The sequence below is a fragment of the Pseudomonas granadensis genome (assembly GCF_900105485.1).
In the GTDB taxonomy this organism is placed as follows: Bacteria; Pseudomonadota; Gammaproteobacteria; order Pseudomonadales; family Pseudomonadaceae; genus Aquipseudomonas; species Aquipseudomonas granadensis.
Map to the genome: position 1 here is coordinate 416,456 of NZ_LT629778.1, position 18,496 is coordinate 434,951.

General features: G+C 61.7%; 13 protein-coding genes and 2 pseudogenes. 4 read left to right on the top strand and 11 right to left on the bottom strand.

Going from position 1 to position 18,496, the window contains the following annotated elements:
• Window positions 1-3 precede the first annotated feature (3 nt).
• Genes BLU52_RS01730 through cpaB form a run of 4 tightly spaced genes read right to left on the bottom strand, consistent with a single transcriptional unit; the run spans window position 4 to window position 4,635 of the window.
• Window positions 4-1,272, bottom strand: a complete 1,269-nt coding sequence (locus BLU52_RS01730; RefSeq protein ID WP_090281117.1) for a CpaF family protein — start codon at window positions 1,270-1,272, stop codon at window positions 4-6.
• The gene (locus BLU52_RS01735; RefSeq protein ID WP_090281120.1) at window positions 1,269-2,459 is read right to left on the bottom strand and encodes an AAA family ATPase; all 1,191 of its coding nucleotides are present in this window, start codon (window positions 2,457-2,459) and stop codon (window positions 1,269-1,271) included. Before BLU52_RS01735 ends, BLU52_RS01730 begins: the two co-directional genes overlap by 4 nt.
• Window positions 2,456-3,673, bottom strand: coding sequence for a type II and III secretion system protein family protein (locus BLU52_RS01740; RefSeq protein ID WP_090281122.1), 1,218 nt, complete (start codon window positions 3,671-3,673; stop codon window positions 2,456-2,458). Before BLU52_RS01740 ends, BLU52_RS01735 begins: the two co-directional genes overlap by 4 nt.
• Window positions 3,674-3,693: 20 nt before the next feature.
• Entirely contained in the window at window positions 3,694-4,635 is a 942-nt protein-coding gene (gene cpaB / locus BLU52_RS01745) for a Flp pilus assembly protein CpaB (protein WP_090281124.1), read from the bottom strand.
• 338 nt (window positions 4,636-4,973) lie between these two features.
• On the opposite strand from cpaB, the gene BLU52_RS01750 reads away from it, so the two are divergent.
• Window positions 4,974-5,180: a Flp family type IVb pilin gene (locus BLU52_RS01750; RefSeq protein ID WP_090288410.1), complete on the top strand. Its 207-nt coding sequence runs from the start codon at window positions 4,974-4,976 to the stop codon at window positions 5,178-5,180.
• A gap of 71 nt (window positions 5,181-5,251) precedes the next feature.
• Entirely contained in the window at window positions 5,252-5,653 is a 402-nt protein-coding gene (locus tag BLU52_RS01755) for a response regulator (RefSeq protein ID WP_090281126.1), read from the top strand.
• Window positions 5,654-6,612: 959 nt separating this feature from the next.
• Here the strand turns inward: BLU52_RS01755 and BLU52_RS01760 are convergent.
• The 5 genes and pseudogenes from BLU52_RS01760 to BLU52_RS01780 form a co-directional block, all read right to left on the bottom strand.
• A pseudogene (locus tag BLU52_RS01760) lies at window positions 6,613-6,894 on the bottom strand (ShlB/FhaC/HecB family hemolysin secretion/activation protein); the annotation flags it as partial.
• A gap of 607 nt (window positions 6,895-7,501) precedes the next feature.
• Window positions 7,502-9,172, bottom strand: a complete 1,671-nt coding sequence (locus tag BLU52_RS01765) for a ShlB/FhaC/HecB family hemolysin secretion/activation protein (RefSeq protein WP_090281128.1) — start codon at window positions 9,170-9,172, stop codon at window positions 7,502-7,504.
• A 134-nt stretch (window positions 9,173-9,306) separates the two neighbouring features.
• Window positions 9,307-10,872: a collagen-like triple helix repeat-containing protein gene (locus tag BLU52_RS01770; RefSeq protein WP_090281129.1), complete on the bottom strand. Its 1,566-nt coding sequence runs from the start codon at window positions 10,870-10,872 to the stop codon at window positions 9,307-9,309.
• A gap of 302 nt (window positions 10,873-11,174) precedes the next feature.
• Window positions 11,175-12,029, bottom strand: a complete 855-nt coding sequence (locus BLU52_RS01775; protein ID WP_090281132.1) for a MaoC family dehydratase — start codon at window positions 12,027-12,029, stop codon at window positions 11,175-11,177.
• Between the two features lie 2 nt (window positions 12,030-12,031).
• Complete coding sequence (locus tag BLU52_RS01780; protein ID WP_090281135.1) at window positions 12,032-13,384, bottom strand: 3-oxoacyl-ACP reductase; 1,353 nt, start codon at window positions 13,382-13,384, stop codon at window positions 12,032-12,034.
• Between the two features lie 281 nt (window positions 13,385-13,665).
• Between BLU52_RS01780 and BLU52_RS01785 the strand changes: the two genes are divergently transcribed.
• Entirely contained in the window at window positions 13,666-14,943 is a 1,278-nt protein-coding gene (locus BLU52_RS01785; protein ID WP_090281138.1) for an acetyl-CoA C-acetyltransferase, read from the top strand.
• 254 nt (window positions 14,944-15,197) lie between these two features.
• Here BLU52_RS01785 and BLU52_RS27190 read toward each other — a convergent pair whose 3' ends face one another.
• Together BLU52_RS27190 and BLU52_RS27195 are read right to left on the bottom strand one after the other, a co-directional pair.
• Window positions 15,198-15,965 carry a methyl-accepting chemotaxis protein gene (locus tag BLU52_RS27190; RefSeq protein WP_408003551.1) on the bottom strand — a complete coding sequence of 256 codons (768 nt, stop codon included), beginning with the start codon at window positions 15,963-15,965 and terminating at the stop codon, window positions 15,198-15,200.
• Window positions 15,966-16,103: 138 nt separating this feature from the next.
• Window positions 16,104-17,144: pseudogene (locus BLU52_RS27195) on the bottom strand (cache domain-containing protein); the annotation flags it as partial.
• 447 nt (window positions 17,145-17,591) lie between these two features.
• Between BLU52_RS27195 and BLU52_RS01795 the strand changes: the two are divergent.
• Window positions 17,592-18,488 carry a PA4780 family RIO1-like protein kinase gene (locus tag BLU52_RS01795; RefSeq protein ID WP_090281144.1) on the top strand — a complete coding sequence of 299 codons (897 nt, stop codon included), beginning with the start codon at window positions 17,592-17,594 and terminating at the stop codon, window positions 18,486-18,488.
• The last annotated feature ends 8 nt before the right edge of the window (window positions 18,489-18,496 follow it).

Here is an 18,496-nt window from a genome sequence, read left to right on the forward strand (position 1 = left end):
CCGTCAGACCGAATGCGCATCAAAACGCAATTTGTCGCCGGCCGGATTCACTGCTTCGCGCAGAAAGCCAAAACCCGTGCGGCGGTCGAGGCGGAACAGGGTGTTGGTGACGTAGACGTCTTCGCGAATGCCAACCACTTCCACCACTTCGCTGACGCAGCGGCGCCCATCGGGCATGCGCGTCAACTGGATGATCACGTCGAGAGCGGCGCAGATCATCTGGCGCAGGGTGCGTTCGGCGATGGAACGACCGGTCAGACCGACCAGGGTTTCCAGCCGCAGCAACGCATCCTGAGCATTGTTGGCGTGCACGGTACTCATCGAACCGTCATGGCCGGTGTTCATGGCGGTGAGGACGTCGACCACCTCAACGCCGCGAATCTCGCCGAGGATGATCCGGTCCGGACGCATGCGCAGAGCGTTGCGAATCAGGTCGCTGGCTTTTACTTCACCGTGGCCTTCGGCATTTGGCGGGCGGGTTTCCAGGCGCACCACATGCGGGTGGCCGAGCTGCAATTCGGCGACGTCCTCAATGGTCACCAGACGTTCGTGGGGGTTGATCAACTGGCTGAGAATGTTCAGCAGCGTGGTTTTGCCGGTGCCGGTGCCGCCGCTGATGAGGATGTTGCAGCGCTGGCCGACCGCGTTTTGAAAAAACTCGAAGATCGACAGGTCGATGGTCTGCATCGCCATCAGATCGCTGCTCTTGAGCATGTCCTTGCGAAATTTGCGAATCGACAGACACGGGCCGTCGAGGGCGATCGGCGGAATGATCGCATTGACCCGGCTGCCATCCGGCAGGCGCGCATCGACCATCGGCGAAGACTCGTCGAGGCGCCGCCCGAGCGGCGCAAGAATCCGCTGCATGACCCGCTCGACATGATGCGCATCGATAAAACGCAAATCGCTTTGATGCAGCACGCCGTCGCGTTCGATGAACACCCGGTGCGGGCCATTGACCAGAATTTCGGTCACCGATGGGTCGCGCAGCAGCACTTCCAGCGGGCCGAAACCAGTGAGTTCGTCGACAATTTCTTCCGCCAGCCGCTCCATCTCATAGCGGGAAATCGCCAGGTGCAGACGGGCGATGTACTCGGCAACCTTGTCGGTGACGAAATGCGCGAGCTGCTGCCGCGAGCCTTCCAGCAGATTTGTTCCCGACTCCTCGAGGGCATCGATGATGTAGCGATGCAGGACCAGTTTCAGGCCTTCGTGATCGCTGTTGCCGTTACCGGCGCGCGGTGCGCTGCCGAACAGTTTTTCCGTGCTCATGAGCTGCCTCGCAAGCGGTCGAACCACGTGATTTTGGGTTTCGCCAGCCCCTCGGAGCGTTTCGCCAGACGTTCGCCAAGAGCGCGCAGGCTCTGCGTGAGTTTCTCCCGAGGGGCCAGTTCGAACAGGCTAACGCCCTGGTTTTTTGCGTTCAGGCGCACTTCCGGGGTCAGGGCCAGGGTGGCGATCACTTCGAGGTTGAAAGTCTTGCCGAGGGTTTCCGCGTTCGGCGCGACGCTGCTCAAGTAGCGGTCAACCAGCAGGCGGGCATGGTCGAGCTTCATGCCTTTTTCGCGCCACAGATTGAGCACCGCGAGATTGCGTCGGCAGTTGAGCACGTTCTGGTCGGTGTACCAAAGCAGCTTATCGCAGTGGCTGACGAAGGTGCGCAAGGCTTCGCTGTCGCTCTGCCCGGTAAGGTTCACGACGATGTGCTGAAAGTGCTGACGCAGGGCGCTGAGCAGCATGTACAACTCGGCGGCGCTGGTGTTTTCCAGCGGCTCGTCATTGCTTGCATAGGCGAGGATGCGCAGGCCGGCTTCGGTGCTGGTGAAGGCGCTGTCGATCAGTGTCGCGTCGAGCCGGCGCAAGTGGCGCAAGGCATCGCCAAAATGAAACGAGCTCTCCAGCCCGAGCAGCGCCAGGCTGTCGCCGCGCGGCAGACCGAGGTCGAGCAGCAAAGTCTGCTGGCCGCTCTTTTGCACCACCAGCGCCATGTGGTTGGTCAGCAGCGCGCCGTCAGAACTGCTCTGCACACCGTACATCACCGTCAGCCCGCCCAGTTGTGTGTTCGGCGCCACCGGCGGCAGGCGTTTGCTCAAGCGCCGCACCAGTCCGGCGACTTCGCTGGAACGCGAGCCATAAGCTACAAAATCCCGCGCACCGGCGCGCATGGCATTGAGCACAAGCTGATTGTCCATGCCGTCGCCGAGGGCAACGATCGCCAGCATCGGTTTGGCCTCCAGCGCGCCTTCTATGAGTGCACTCTGCGCGACCACATGTTCACGATCGAGACCGACAAACACCAGGCTGGCGAACGTGACGTCGACCAGTGCCAGCAACTCGTCGAGGCTGCCGCCACCGGCGCTGACTACCTGGCCGAGCGGCGCGAGCGCACCTTGCAGCCACTCCAGATCAGTGCTGTTGCGGGTGATGGCGAGGAAGGTCTGGCTGAGGTTCTGGCTCATTGCGATAACCCGCTGCGCTTGTCGAAATTGCCGTTTTCAAGAAAAAACATGCGGTAGAAATTCGGGTCGTAGTTGCGCAGCTTTTCACCGGGCAGCGACGGCAATTGCGCGTCCGCCGCCAGTGGCTGCACCAGATGCGGTGTGACGATCATCAGCAGTTCACGTTCTTCGCGCTTGATCTGCGAGCCTTTGAAAAATGCGCCGAGCACCGGGATGTCGCCCAGGCCGGGAAACTTGTTCACCTGCGAACTGTTGGTGGTGCTGATCAAACCGCTGATCACAAAGCTTTCGCCATCGCCCAGCGACACGCTGGTGTCGGTGCGGCGGATGGTCAGCGCGGGCACGGTGGTGCCGGCAATGTTCACCGCGTTGGCGAAATCCAGTTCGCTGACTTCCGGGGCGACCTTCAGGGCGATGCGATCACGGCCGATGATGGTCGGCGTCAGGGTCAGGCGGATGCCGAATTCCTTGTACTCGATCGACACGCTGTCGCTGCCGGAACTGGGCACCGGAATCGGGATTTCACCGCCCGCAAGAAAGCTCGCGCTCTGCCCGTTCAGCGCCACCAGGCTAGGGCGGGCGAGCGTGTAGGCAAAACCACTGGTTTCCAGCGCATTGATGATCGCCATGGTCTTGCCGCCAACCCAGGAGAAATTGAACAGCGAGTTATCCACCGGCAGGCGTGGCTGCGGCACCCCGTCAATCGGCGGCAGGGTGCCGGGCGAACCGAAAAGGAAATTGCCTCGCGTGCCGATCAGCGAGGCGGTGGCTTCCTTGAGTTTGGTCCTGCTGACTTCGACAAAACGAATATCGGTCTGCACCTGTGACGGCAGGCTTGGATCGTCCGAGGGCAGGCTGCCGGTCATCGCCGCAGTGGCGGCGCCTTGCACAAAGACCATGCTCTGGCGCGGCTCGCTTGAACAGGCCGTCCAGACCATCAGGCTGGTCGCGCCGGGCGCCACGCCAGTGAGCAAAAACGATGAACTGCCGTTAGCGTGCACGTCGGCAATTTTCGGATCGCCGATCGCCAGACGGGTGATCGCCACGGGCGACTGCACATCCTGCTGAAAGCCTTCGCCGATCTCGATGACTGGCGGCAATCGGCCGAGGGTCGAGCAACTGCCAACGGCCGCGGATGCCGCACCCGTCGACAGTCCCATCACCATCAAGACGCGGAGCATGTGTTTCCCTGTCGACCTGCAACGACTCTGCATGCACCTGGATCCTTGCGCTGTCATGGGGTTTGTTGGCTGAGCTGATTGCCGCGGATGATTTCCACCGCGGGGCGCGCGATTGTGTTTGAGCTGCTGCTGGACGGTGTTTTCGGTGCGCTGCCCATGGCCAGTTGGGTGAATTGGAAGAGCTGACTGTTGGCGTTATCGAGGTGCGCGGAGGACTGTTGTTCGCCAGCCCAATATCTGGCCAGACGTTGTTCTTCGCTGCTGCGTACGGCCAGGCGCAAGGTGCCGGCCTGGGTCGCAAGCATCAGGCGGCTCAGCAATTGCTGCGGCACCGCGAGCACCACGGTGCGTGCCGCGAGGCGGCGTTGATCCTGTTTCAGTTTGTCTTCGGTGCTGAGCGTCGGCGTGGCCGGTTGGCCATCGTTGGTCAGGCCGTACTGCTCGCCGACGCCGAGCACACGCATCGCCGGCAGGACAATTTGCGCCGACTGCTGCGGGTTGCTGGCGTCCTGACGCAGGTAGAGCAACACATCGACGTAATCGCCAGGCAGCAATTGCCCGGCCGCGCCGATCACTTCGTCAACCGCCACGGTCAGCGCGCGTTCATCGCTGCGGATCATCCGCGCCAGCGTGCCGCCGGCGCTGAAACTTTCATCGGTGAGCCAGGTGCCCGCGCTCAAGGAACGCCAGGGTGTGCGACCGATGGCCTGATCGACATTGCTCAAGCTACCGGCCGGTGCGCTGCGCAATTTTTCTACTGTCACATCTGCCGCCGTCAGTGCGGTGAAGGGCGGCACATCGTGCAGCAGCACCACCACCGGTTGGCGAGTCTGGTCTTCGGCAATCGCGACAGTGTTTTCAACGCTGACCGCCGGGGCGATCGGTGCTTGCGCGACGGGGACCGGATGGCGACTGAGGATCAATCCCCAGTAACCGACAAAAATCGCGCCCAGCAAGAGGATGGCGGCGAGGGCCATGGTGACGCGACTGTTCATGACGGCTCTCCCTTTCCTGCTGCACTACCCGTCGAACTTGTTAACGAGAGAAATTCCCGATTCTGCAGCTATGAACATGCAACTATTTCGCTATTTGCACGCTAGCTGATCTGTACAAAAGCGCCATTAATGACAGGCAAATAACCCACGAAAGTATGGGGCCTGGCCAATTAACAGCAGGAAATGCCGTACACAGGCATGGATTAATGCTTTGTGATTAATCCGTTCTTACAGTTGTTGGGTGGGGGTTTGTTGACAATGCTCAGGTGGCACGGTGGAACCTTGCCGCGGTGGTGATGTCGGCGCCAGAGGCGCGAAGGAGCAAGCGTATGTTGGGTATGAATCTGGAATATCTGATGGCCAAGGCCCGTTTGTTGTTCAAGAGCGAGGAGGGAGCTTCGGCGATTGAATATGCAATTGTCGTGGCGATGGTCGCGGTGGTGGTTGTGGCGTTTGTTACCCCGTTGGGCGACCGGGTGCTGGCGATCTTCAACAACATTCTGACCAGTCTGGATGGGACTGCTGTAACCAGGCCGACGCCTTGATCGCGGTGTGGATCGCCGTTGGCTGATCTCGGGCTACACTCTGGTTTACTTTCAGTTTTCAGGGATTGCCCATGAATTCTCTCCCTATGCCCCGCCAACAGTTGCTTCTGGTTGACGACGAAGAGGACGCGTTGCTGGAGTTGGCGGAGTTGCTGGAGGGGGAGGACTTTGTCTGTCATACCGCGACTTCGGTGAAGCAAGCGTTGCATCACCTGACCCGGCATCCGGATATTGCGCTGGTGATTACTGATCTGCGCATGCCGGAGGAATCGGGGATGTCGCTGATCCGGCGGTTGCGTGAGCATACGTCTCGGGAGCATTTGCCGGTGATTGTGATGTCGGGGCATGCGGATATGGAAGATGTCAGCGATATGTTGCGGTTGCAGGTGCTGGATCTGTTTCGCAAACCGATTTATCACGTTCGGCTTTTTGAGACGCTGGATAATTTGTTTCCCAAGGTTCGGGGTGGGTGAACGCGGCGGCCTGCGGGCCGACCGGGTTCTTGGGGTTTTGGGGGGTTATCCGTTGCTTCGGGTGTGGCGGCTGGCGGTTTCGCCCTTACGGCGAGTCCCTTTTTCAGACGCCAAAAAGGAACCAAAAGGCTTGCTCCTGCGTACGGCCCTCGCAGGCTCGGGTCCCTTCGCTCCGGGATCGATCCGGGCGCAGCGGCTACGGTTTGCTTCGCTGCACCTCCTTCCGCTGTGTACGACTTCGTCGTACGGTCGCTGCGCTCCCACGCCCGGATCAATCCCTCCACTCAGCCTTCCGATGTCGCTGGTTAGGCAAGATCAAAAGCACTCGAGCTAACGCTCATTGTTGAGTGGTTAGAAGCGGGTGGTTGGCTTGGGATTGGTGGTGGATTCGCCCCCTCACCCCAGCCCTCTCCCCCTGGAGAGGGAGCCGATTTGTGGGCCGTTCAGAACCTGCGTACGACTCGGTATCCCAAGTCGGCGTATCTCTTACATCCACCGCGGTCAGTCCCCTCTCCCTCCGGGCGGTCCGACGTTTCGGGAGGGCTAGGGTGAGGGTCGGCTTTTGGCTTGCCAGGCTGATCGGCAGCACCACCGCGTTATCGTTCATCGCCAGCAGGCTGGCTCCCACCAGTCATGCACCGATCTTGAAATCAGCGCAAAACCTGTGGGAGCTGGCTTGCCAGCGATGGCGCCCTCACAGCCAACAAATATTATGCAGAACTCACCCCATTCAAACTGTGGGAGCCAGCCCGCTGGCGATTGGCGGCCTCACTGCCGACTAATCTCTAAGTGCAAACACACAGTCCAATTGTAGGAGTGAGCCTGCTCGCGATAGCGGCCTCACAGCCCCCCATGTTTTCCAGAACGCACCCATTCCAATGGTGGGAGCCTGCTCGCGAATGCGGTTGTTCGGCCTGAACAAGCTTATTGTCGAACCACCATCGCGAACATCCTCCCCCCTACAACTGATAACTGAAACTGACGCTATACCGCGGTTTGCGATTCAACGTGTCCAGCGCTTCATCGGACATGGCCTTGGCCACTTCCAGCGATATGTTGTAGTACCTGGCGTCGCCAAACCTCAGCCCGATGGCTGTCGAGGAGAGGTTGTTGGCCTGTACCGGCAGTTGGTTGAACCAGCTGCGTGAGCGGTCGAGTACGACGTACGGTTGCAGGATGCGCAGCCAGTTGCCGTCGCGGTTGAAGCTGTAGTTGACTTCGTATGCCACGCCCCGGCCCTTTTAGAAGCGGGTGGTTGGCTTGGGATTGGTGGTGGATTCGCCCCTCACCCCAGCCCTCTCCCCCTGGAGAGGGAGCCGATTTGTGGGCCGTTCAGAACCTGCGTACGACTCGGTATCCCAAGTCGGCGTAGCTCTCGCATTCACCGCGGTCAGTCCCCTCTCCCTCCGGGCGGTCCGACGTTTCGGGAGGGCTAGGGTGAGGGTCGGCTTTTGGCTTGCCAGGCCCGATCTGCCGGACCACCGCGTTATCGTTCATCGCCAGCAGGCTGGCTCCCACAAGTCATGCGCCGATCTTGAAATCAGCGCAAAACCTGTGGGAGCTGGCTTGCCAGCGATGCGCCCTCACAGCCAACGAATATTATGCAGAACTCACCCCATTCAAACTGTGGGAGCCAGCCTGCTGGCGATCGGCGGCCTCACTGCCAACTAATCTCTAACTGCAAAAACACAGTCCAATTGTAGGAGTGAGCCTGCTCGCGATAGCGGCCTCACAGCCTCCTAATTTCTACCGGTTGAACACAACCCTGTGCGAGCGAGCCTGTTCGCGAATGCGTCAGGTCAGCAAAACAATCTGTGTCTCAGACCACCATCGCGAACACCCTCCCCCCTACAACTGATAACTGAAACTGACGCTATACCGCGGTTTGCGATTCAACGTGTCCAGCGCTTCATCGGACATGGCCTTGGCCACTTCCAGCGATATGTTGTAGTACCTGGCGTCGCCAAACCTCAGCCCGATGGCTGTCGAGGAGAGGTTGTTGGCCTGTACCGGCAGTTGGTTGAACCAGCTGCGTGAGCGGTCGAGGACGACGTACGGTTGCAGGATGCGCAGCCAGTTGCCGTCGCGGTTGAAGCTGTAGTTGACTTCGTATGCCACGCCCCAGCCCTTGTCGCCGGAGGCCTGGTCGTCGGGGTAGCCGCGGCCGAAGTTTTGTCCGCCGAACACCGCGCGTTCGCTGTCGGGCAGGGTGTCGTCGCTCCAGTACAGCGCGGCCGAGAGGACGCCTTGCCAGTTGTCGAGGAATTTGTCGCTCTGCACCCCGGACAGGCGCACGCGGAAGAAGTCCAGGTCGATGTCGTCGTAATTGGTGTGTGCGCCGAGGCTGTCGAAGCCTTGATAGACACCGGCGCTGAGGATGCGCAGTTGGCGAGCGTCGGCCTTGCGCCAGTCGCCTTCGAAGGCGAGGGCGCGGACATCGGTGCGCAACTCGGTGCTGAACGGGAAGTTGATGCCGTCGTAGCGGGTCTTGTCGTCGACCGCGTAGAGGCGTGAGCCGGCGGTCAGCAGTTCGTTGGCGGAGGCGATCAAGGGTGTGCTGAAGCCGATCGAGTAGCGGTCGTTTTCGCGGTGGGTGCTGAGCCGTCCGCCGCCGTTAACCAGCACTTCGGTATCGGGATCGGCGCGGTAGCGGGAGGCCGAGAGATTCAGTTGGGTGCCTTCGCTGTCGAGGAACTGGCTGTAGTCGAGGCGGTAGTAATGCTCTTTATCATCGCCCGGTGGAAACAGGCCGCTGAGGGCCAGTTGCTCGCCCATTGATGTCTGCGAATTGCTACTGACACCGAGCAGGGCCTGGGGGCCGTTGCGGTTGTCTTCGGTGGTGCTCAGGGTGCTGGTGAACGGTTTGCGGCTGGCCTGGGCGATCAGCGTGGTGGCGCCATCGGTGGTGCCCGGTGGCGGCACCTGGGCCTGGATCGTTACGCCGGGGATACGCGTCATCAGCGTGGTGTAGCGCTCGAAGGTCTTGCGGGTCAGCGGCCGTTCGGCCTGGATCTTTGCCGCCAGTTTGTCGAGCAGACCTTTGACCCGGCCGACATCGCCCTGCATCTGGATATCGCGCACGTAGCCCTCCACCAGCACTACCCGGGCGACGCCGTCGTCGAAGTTCTGTTGCGGCAAAAACGCGTAGGACAGCAGGTAGCCGTCCTGTTGATAGCGGCGAGTGATGTTGCGCGTGGCTTCAATCAGATCGGCGAGGCTGGTCTGTCGGCCGATCAGCGGTTTATAGACTTCGGCCAGTTCGTTGAGCGGATAGATCGTGCCGCCTTCGATCTGCACGGTCTTCAGATCAACTTTGGTTTCCATCAGCAGCGGCTGCGCGGCAGTCGCGCCCGGATCCGGCACTTGCAGCGGCGTGGCACTCGGGCGGTAGGCGTCGGCCGGCAGGTTCGGCTGGGGCAGGTTGCGGATGGTTTCGTTGCTGTTGAGAAAGCTGGGCAGGGTGTCGGCGAAGGCGATGGAAGTGAGGCTGAGCAGCAGCAGGGATGCCATTACGCGCATAGGACACTCCATGGTCAGATCGCAGCACTGGGCGGATTTTTCCTGAGAAAAAAGGCGGAAGACTCGTGGGAGTCTTCCGCCCTCAACCAAGCGTAGGCGCTGTAGGTAAGGCCGTCGAATCGGCCAGGTGCAATTTAGCGTTGAGTGCCGCTCAAAGCGCCGGTCAGGCCACCGAGTACCCCGCCCAGACCGCCAGATGTGCCGCCAGTGGCAGTGCCGCTGTTGACCAGACCACCGACTGCCGCCACAGTGCCGCCGACGTTAGTGACCAGACCTCCAACCGCTGTAGTGACCGGGTTGTTGGTCGCGGCAATGGTGTTGCCGAGGCTGCTGACCGCGCCGCCGACCTGACCGGTGAGGCCGGCAACGGGTGAGCCAAGGCCAGTGGCGGCGCCGACTTGCTGGGTGACGCTGGTGACGGCGCTGGTGACCGGATTCAGGCCTGCGCCGACAGCAGCGCCAACCGTGGCCAGGGGTGATGTAGTGGCGGTGATCGGAGTACCAGAGCCACCGAGCACCGTGTTGAGCGAAGCGATGGTGTTGCCTAGCCCGCCAGCGGTCACACCACCGGCACTGACCACGCCATTGGTGTTGCCTGCGTTGAGGCCTGCGCCGACGTTGACCACCGCGCCACCGACAGTTTGCAGCAGGCCGGTGCCGCCGAGGCCGCCACCCAAACCACCGCCAGTGCCGGAACCGGTGCCGTTGGACACCAGCCCGCCGGCTTTGCCGACCGCCGTGCCGGTGTTGCTCAGCGCACCGCCCAGCGTGTTGGTCAGCGCATTGCCGCTACCGGCGCCGGTAACCTTACCGCCAAGGCCGTTCACCGCGCCGCCCCCTTGCGCCACGGCGCCTTTGAGCGGATCGCCGAGGCCGGTGGCATCGCCGAGTTTATCGGTGGTGCTCTCGACCATGGCGATCACCGGGACCAGGCTGCTGCCGACTTTGTTGGTCAACTGGCTGGTCGGGCCGTTGCTCAGAGTGGTGTTGAGGGTGTCGCCAAGCATGGTGACTTTGACGCCGACGCCATCGAGTACCGGCGCCACTTTCGTGACCACGCCGCCGCCGACCGGTACGCTGCTGGTGGCGCTGACCAGTTTGCCGCTCAGGTCCGAGACACCGTCGCCGACATCCGACACCACACCGCCGACCGAGGCCACGGTCGTGGTCAGGCCTTTCGGGTCGGTGGCCAGTTTGCCGATGCCGTTACTGACGCCATCACCCAGGGTGCTGACCACATTGCCCGTCGTGTTGGCCACACTTTGTACGATGCCGCCAGCCACTGGAACATTGCTCAGGGAATCGCCGATCTTGCCGACGCCATCGCCGACACCGCTGACGGTTTTGCCGACATCCTGCACCAGCGTCGTGGTCACGAGCGCTGGTGTGGTCGGGTTAGTCGGATTGGTGGGATCCGTCGGGTTCGCAGGGTTTGTCGGATCGGTGCCGCCGCCGGTTCCACCAGTCCCGCCACCCGCCCCGCCGGTGCCGCCGCCAGTGCCGCCAGTGCCTGCGGTATCACCCCCGCCTGCGGTGCCGCCAGCGCCGCCGGACCCATCGGTGCCCGCCGTGCCGTCTGCGGTCGAACTGCCCGAACTGCTGCGATGGCCGCCACCGCCGCTGCTGCAGCCGGCGATGCCGAGGGAGAGGATCAATGCCAGAGCGATTGCCGATTTGGACCACATCACTTGAGTTTTCATGATCGAGATTCCTGCACCTGTCACAACGTTACGTTGCCTTCGATGGCCCGCCGATCTGTTGTCGGCGATGCCTCGTCCATGGCTCTAATCTCAGTCGATCAGTCATTTCGCACCATTCTCAAGTTGGTATTAACGCCTTTATACGAAGGGCGCGGCGCTCTGCCTAAGGACTAATACTCAGGTCATAACAACGCAAAAAAAAGCCTTGAAAATCAAGGCTCGATATTTTTCGGAAGCGGGCAGTGGTGTGCATAAAACTTAAGTTATATACATACAATTGACGGCTTTTTGCGCTCGATTCTTCAGGCAATCGGCTGCCACTGGCCGACCATGTGCTCCAGATCTCCGGCGCCGACCAGTCGCAACTCGCCGCTGGAACCCGGCGCACTCGCCAGCAACGTCACTTCGCTGGGCAGGCGCACCGGTTTGCGAAAATGCACGGCGATCTCCAGATTGGCTTTGGGCAGGTGCTCGGAGAGTGCCGCCACCGTGCGCGCCTTGTTCCATAAACCGTGGGCGATGGCGGTGGGGAAACCGAACAGTTTTGCGCTGGCGGCGCTCAGGTGGATCGGATTGTAGTCGCCGGACACTTTCGCGTATTGCCGGCCGATATCCGCCGGCGCGTGCCAGTGCGCCACCTCCAACAGCGCTTGCGCGGGTTGCCAGATGGGTTCAGCGGGCTCGCCGTCGAGTTTCCCCCCGCGACAGAGCATCTGACTCTGCGCCTCCCACAGCGGCCCGAGCTGATCATCCAGTGTGGTCAACAGATCGAACGTCACGCCTTTGGCATGCGCTTGCAGGTTGTGCACACGCACGCTGACCTGCGCCCGGCTGATTGCGCCCAACGGTCGCAGCACGCGAATGCGATTGCTCAGATGAACCAGCCCCAGCAGTGGAAACGGGAATTCCTTGTCAGTGAGCAACTGCATCTGCAGGGCGAAGGCAAGAATGTGCGGATACGTCGGTGGCAGCAGGCCGTCGTCGGTGAAGCCGCAGACCTTGCGATACGCCGCCAGACGTTTGCCATCGATGTCGATCCAGCAGCGCCAACCTCGGTCGGGCAATTGCTTGCCAGTGATCTTGCGCCGCATTGCCGCCCTGGTGTACAGCGCGGGCAGGTTCGGTTCGCGGTCCAGCGTGCGCCATTCGATGCTCATGCCTAGGCCCCCAGAACGCTTTGACCGCAGACCCGCAGCGCCTGCCCGGTGAACGCGCCACTACCGGGTTGTGCCAGCCACGCCACTGCTTCGGCGACATCCTGCGGCAAGCCGCCCTGGCCCAGCGAACTCATGCGGCGCCCGGCCTCGCGCAGGCCGAAGGGAATGTGTGCAGTCATTTGCGTTTCTATAAAACCCGGCGCGACGGCGTTGATACTGATGCCGCGTGGCAGCAGAGTCGGCGCCCAGGCCTGCGCCAGGCCGATCAACCCGGCCTTGCTCGCGGCGTAGTTGGTTTGCCCGCGGTTACCGGCGATGCCGCTGATCGAGGCGAGCAGAACCACCCGCGCGTTGTCACGCAGGGTGCCGCTGTCGAGCAGGGCCTTGGTCAGCACTTGCGGGGCATTGAGATTGACCGCGAGCACCGCGTCCCAGAATTCCGGGGTCATGTTGGCCAGGGTCTTGTCGCGGGTAATCCCGGCGTTGTGCACCAGAATGTCGAGGCCGTCCGGGAGCTGTTCGATCAGTTGCGCGGCGGCGTCTTCCGCGCAGATATCCAGGGTGATGCTGCGCCCGCCGAGGCGGGCGGCGAGGGCTTCCAGATCGGCTTTGGCCGGCGGCACGTCGAGCAGAATCACCTCGGCACCATCGCGAGCGAGGGTTTCGGCAATCGATGCGCCGATGCCGCGCGCCGCGCCGGTGACCAGCGCTTTACGTCCGGCCAGTGGTCGCGTCCAGTCGCCGACCGGCGTGGCGCAGGGGCTGAGACGAATCACCTGACCCGAGATGAACGCGCTCTTGGGCGAGAGAAAAAACCGCAGCGGGCCTTCCAACTGATCTTCGGCGCCTTCGCCGACGTAGATCAGTTGCAGCGTGCCGCCGCTGCGCAGCTCCTTGGCCAGCGAACGGGAAAAACCTTCCAGCGCACGCTGTGCACTCGCCGCGAACGGATCGCTGAGGGTTTCCGGCGCGCGACCAAGAATGACCAGATGTGCGCTGTGTTCGAGGTTCTTCAGCAACGGCTGGAAAAACTCGCGCAATTGCTTGAGCTGGTCGGTGTGCTGCAACGCGCTGGCATCGAATACAACCGCCTTGAGTTTCGGCCCATGCCCCGGAATCCATTCGCTGGCGCTCGCCGGTTGCTCGCCGTAGCGGTAGATGCCATCGGTCAAGCGATTGGCAAAGGCACTGATGCGTTCGGTCAGTGGCCCGCCACCGATCAGCAGCGCCCCCTCGACCGGACGCAGGCGTCCGGCCTGCCAGCGTTCCAGCCGCACCGGCGACGGCAGGCCCAACGCCCCGACCAGACGATGGCCGAGGGACGAGTTGGCGAAGTCGATATAGCGGTCAGACATGGAACGCTCTCCAGAAGTTGGGGTTCAAAGTGTGGACTGCCGAGGGCAATCAATCGTTCGATCAGCGCAATAAGGCCTACGCTGCAATGCAGAGTAGTTTGGCTGCGGTAGTTTTGTTGCCAAACACAAATTCGGAAACAACGCAGGCCCCTGTAGGAGTGAGCCTGCTCGCGATAGCGGCGTGTCAGATAACAATTGGCTGACAGGCACACCGCTATCGCGAGCAGGCTCACTCCTACAGGGGATTGTGCGAATTCAATTATTTTGAAAAGGAGTTATTCATGACCCAGCTGCGCCGCGTCGCGATCATCGGCGGTAACCGTATCCCTTTCGCCCGCTCCAACGGACCGTACGCTGCGGCCAGCAATCAGGCGATGCTCACCGCCGCCCTCGAAGGCCTGATCGAACGCTATAACCTGCACGGCCAGCGCCTCGGCGAGGTGGTCACGGGCGCGGTGCTGAAATTGTCACGGGATATGAATCTGACCCGCGAATGCGTGCTCGGCTCGCGCCTGTCACCGGCCACGCCGGCCTACGACATTCAGCAAGCCTGCGGCACCGGTCTGGAAGCGGCGATCCTGGTGGCAAACAAGATCGCTCTCGGCCAGATCGACTGCGGCATCGCTGGCGGCGTGGATACCACGTCGGACGCGCCGATCGGCGTCAGCGAAGGCTTGCGCAAAATTCTCCTGCAAGCCAACCGCGCCAAGAGCACAGGCGACAAACTGAAGTCCTTTCTGCAGTTGCGACCCCAGCATCTGATTCCGGATTTTCCGCGCAACGGCGAGCCACGCACCGGTCTGTCGATGGGGCAGCACTGTGAGTTGATGGCGCAGACCTGGCAGATCCCCCGCGAAGAACAGGATCAACTGGCCCTCGAAAGTCATCACAAACTCGCCGCGTCCTACAGCGAAGGCTGGCACAACGACCTGATGACGCCCTTCCTCGGACTGACCCGCGACAACAACCTGCGCCCGGACCTGACCCCGGAAAAGCTCGCCAGCCTGAAACCAGCCTTCGAGAAAAGCGCGAAAGGCACGCTGACCGCTGGCAACTCCACACCGCTGACCGATGGCGCCTCGGTGGTGCTGCTCGGCACTGAAGAATGGGCCAGAGAACGTGGTCTGCCGATCCTCGCGTACCTGCGCGACGGCGAAGCGGCGGCGGTAGATTTCGTCAACGGCGCCGAAGGTTTGCTGATGGCCCCGGTGTACGCGGTGCCGCGTTTGCTGGCGCGCAATGGCCTGACCTTGCAGGATTTCGATTACTACGAAATTCATGAAGCGTTCGCGGCGCAAGTGCTGTGCACGCTCAAGGCCTGGGAAGACCCCGACTACTGCAAAACCCGCCTTGGCCTCGACGCGCCGCTGGGCTCGATCGACCGCAGCCGGTTGAATGTGAAAGGCAGCTCACTGGCGGCGGGGCATCCGTTTGCAGCAACGGGTGGCCGCATTGTGGCGAACCTGGCGAAGTTGCTGGATGCGGCGGGGAAGGGGCGCGGGTTGATCTCGATTTGTGCGGCGGGTGGGCAGGGCGTGACTGCCATTGTTGAACGCTGAAAGAGCCTTCCCTCACCCTAACCCTCTCCCGGGGGGAGAGGGGACTGATTGGGGGATATTGATGCAATACGCCGACTTGAACGAGCAGCGTTGAATCCGGAGTCGACCCCAGACGGCGGGTCTTTAAATCCATAATCAACTCGGTATTTCAGGTCGATGGTCAACGCCAGACACCGCGGTCGGCCCCCTCTCCCTCCGGGAGAGGGCTGGGCGGGCGGCGTTCCGATGAGGGGGCTTTTAGGACCGCCACAAACTTAGGTCCGAAACCGTCTGACCAACCCATCCAACTCATTCGACAACCCCGCCAGACTCTGCGAATCCAGCCGCGCCGAATTAGCCAGTTCCGCCACCAACTGCGCATCCCCATGAATCTGGCTGATGTGCCGATTAATGTCCTCAGCCACCTGGTGCTGCTCTTCCGCCGCCGTGGCGATCTGCGTGTTCATGTCGCGGATCACGTCGACCGATTCGCGGATCTGCCCGAAGCTTTCCCGCGCCTCGCCGATGCGCGTCACCGATTGCTGCGAGACCTGCAGGCTGGCGTGCATCTGCTGGGTGACTTGACTGGTGCGCTTGGCCAGGTTGCCGAGCAAACCATCAATTTCCGCCGTCGAATCCGCGGTGCGTTTGGCCAGTGCGCGAACCTCATCGGCGACCACGGCAAAACCGCGGCCCTGTTCACCGGCACGCGCGGCCTCGATGGCGGCGTTGAGTGCCAGCAGGTTGGTCTGTTCGGCGATCGAGCGGATGGTGCCGAGGATCGACTGGATATCGGTGCTGTCGCGCTCCAGTTGCTGCATCGACTGCGCTGACTGCTCGAGTTCCTGGCTCAACTGATCGACGCTGTGCACTGCTGCATCGATCTGCTGCTGGCCCTGCCGCGCCTGGCGCTGGCCGCTGTCGGCAGAATCCGCCGCCTGACTGCACGAGCGTGCGACTTCGTTGGCGGTGGCGACCATTTCATGGAAAGCCGTCGACACCATATCGACGGCTTCGCGCTGACGCCCGGCCGCTTCGGCCATGTCACTGGACACCTGAGTCGAGCTCTGCGAGGTGGCGAGGATTTTCCCCGCCGCGCCGCCGATGTGCTGGATCAGGCTGCGGATCGCCGTCAGGAACTGGTTGAACCAGTTGGCCAGTTGCGCGGTTTCATCGTTGCCCCGGATATCAAGGTTTTTGGTCAGGTCGCCTTCACCCTGGGCGATGCCTTCCAGGCCACTGGCGACGCTGCGGATCGGCCGTACGATAAGGCTGGCGAAACTGGCGCCGACCACGGCGAACAGCACGGCGAGCACGGCGGCAATGATTGCGATCAGCCAGGTCAGTTGCGTGGCGGAACTCATCACATCACTCTGCTTGATCAGGCCGACAAAGGTCCAGCCCAGTTGCTCCGATGGCCAGACGTTGGCCATGTAGCGTTCGCCATTGAGCTCGACTTCCACCAGCCCTTTGCCGGCCTTGGCGAGTTGCGCATAACCCTCGCCGAGGCTGTCGAGTGGCTTGAAGTTGTGCTCCGGCTGTTTCGGATCGACCAGCACCGTGCCGCTGTTTTCCAGCAGCATCAGGTAACCGCTGTCACCGAGCTTGATCTGCTTGACGATTTCGGTGAGCTGCTTGAGCGTCACGTCGATGCTGACCACGCCGCCATTGCTGCCGAGCTTGTTGTCGATGGTGCGCACAGTGCTGACGTAGGTGGCATCGTCCTGCGCCCAGTAATAAGCCGCGGTGCGAAACGGTTTGCCCGGTTTGGCCTGGGCGGCCTTGTACCATGGGCGCTGGCGCGGGTCGTAATTGTTCAGCTTGGGATCGTCCGGCCACGACACATAACCGCCGGCAGCGGTGCCGACAATCGCGTAGGCGTAAGCGGGGTGGGCGTTGCCCAGGTCCTGCAGAAACGCAAAGACCTTTTTGTCCATCTCGCCCTGCGGGATGGTTTCGGCGTTGGCGCTCATGTAGGTCTTGAGGCTGTCGTCGGTGTTCTTGATCAGCGGTTGCGACGCCAGGTAATCGACGTTCTGGCTGATGCCGTCAAAAAACAACTGCATGGCGTTGCTGACCTGACGGATCTCGCGGCCGCTGCTGTCGACAAAACTGTCCCGGGCATCGCTGCGCAGGTTCATCACCACGAGGGTAGCGACCAGCACCACCGGCAAGCAGGCGATGATTGCAAACGCCCACGTCAACTTCTGTTTGATGTTCATCCGCGCTCCAGATTTTCTTGTAGGCCCACGCAGTGCAGATGACTTGTGGTTTATTGGCAGCCGAAAACGTTGTGGATCACCCGTTTCCCTGGGCGCGGCATCGCAGATTGTTGTGGAACGATTGTCGAACAGATCCCTCTGTCATTCAGGGCTTCGGCTGCGCAAACGGGAAATTGAGGCGGCGCGGAAAAAATCCGCCGAAGGGTCGCCGGGCGCTCATGTCAGATTCTGTCGCAAATGCCCTTGCAAACGGCGTCCAACAAATCCGCCGGGCTCGGCTATGATTCGCATCGGTCGATGCGCGAGCGCAGAGTTGGCCCTGTAATCCGGCACAGTGTGTGCATTCTCGACGTCCACAGGTTGGCACCCCCTCCCCGTGATGCGAGGATTGCCGTATAACGAGTGACATTCGCGTGTTTGGTAATAAAGGACCCACAATAAAAGCTGATGAAGACTCCAAAACGCATTGAACCCCTGATCGAGGACGGTCTGGTCGACGAAGTGCTGCGCCCACTGATGAGTGGCAAAGAGGCAGCTGTTTATGTGGTGCGCTGCGGCAATCAGTTACGTTGCGCCAAGGTCTACAAGGAGGCGAACAAACGCAGTTTCCGCCAGGCGGCCGAGTATCAGGAAGGTCGCAAGGTGCGCAACAGCCGACAGGCTCGCGCGATGGCCAAGGGCTCCAAGTTCGGCCGCAAAGAGACCGAAGACGCCTGGCAGAACGCCGAAGTGGCGGCGCTGTTCCGTCTGGCCGGTGCCGGCGTACGCGTGCCCAAACCCTATGACTTCCTCGACGGCGTGCTGTTGATGGAACTGGTGGCCGACGAGTTCGGCGACGCTGCGCCGCGTCTGAACGACGTGGTGCTGGAGCCGGATCAGGCGCGCGAATATCACGCGTTCCTGATTTCGCAGATCGTGCTGATGTTGTGTACCGGTTTGGTGCACGGTGACCTCTCGGAGTTCAACGTGCTGCTGACGCCGACCGGCCCGGTGATCATCGACCTGCCGCAAGCGGTCGACGCCGCCGGCAACAACCACGCATTCAGCATGCTCGAGCGCGATGTCGGCAACATGGCTTCGTACTTCGGTCGCTTTGCCCCGGAGCTGAAGAAGACCAAGTACGCCAAGGAAATGTGGGCGTTGTACGAAGCCGGCACCTTGCACCCCAACAGCGTGCTGACCGGTGAGTTCGACGATCCGGAAGACCTGGCCGATGTGGGCGGCGTGTTGCGCGAGATCGAAGCGGCGCGCCTCGACGAGGAACGCAAGCAGGCCATTCGCGCGGCCGACGACGAGCCTAAAGGCAAGTCCGAGGAACCGCCTCCACCGCCGTGGATGCAGTGAACACGTGA